We start from the raw sequence: 344 nt of genomic DNA, 5'->3' as shown, positions 1-344 counted from the left end.
CGCGCGGGTCGTCGGCGTTGAGCACGGCCAAACCGTCGGGCCGCATGTCCTCGACGAGCTCGCCCTTGGCCTTCGCGATGTTCTCGCGGCTGCCAAACTCGCCCAGGTGGGCGCTGCCGACGTTGAGCACGCAAGCGACATCGAGCGGGACCATGCGGGTCAGTGCGCGCAGGTGTCCGACGCCGCGGGCGCCCATCTCCAGCACCAGGAACCGCGTGCCGGTGTCGGCGCGCGAGACGGTCTCCGGGGTGCCGATCTCACTGTTGTGGCTGCCGATCGTGGCCACGGTGGGCCCGGCGGCGGCGAGCACGTGCGCGACCAGGTCCTTGGTGCTGGTCTTGCCG

The 344-nt window shown here is 71.5% G+C and carries 1 protein-coding gene; it reads right to left on the bottom strand.

The window, feature by feature from the left end:
* The coding region (locus TR48_RS36350; RefSeq protein WP_268873622.1) for a Mur ligase family protein at positions 1 to 344 on the bottom strand (344 nt) is incomplete at both ends.

This window comes from Streptacidiphilus neutrinimicus (assembly GCF_000787815.1).
Lineage (GTDB): Bacteria > Actinomycetota > Actinomycetes > Streptomycetales > Streptomycetaceae > Streptacidiphilus > Streptacidiphilus neutrinimicus.
The sequence above is the reverse complement of the archived record's forward strand: the minus strand, read 5'-3'. Positions and strand labels throughout refer to the sequence as shown.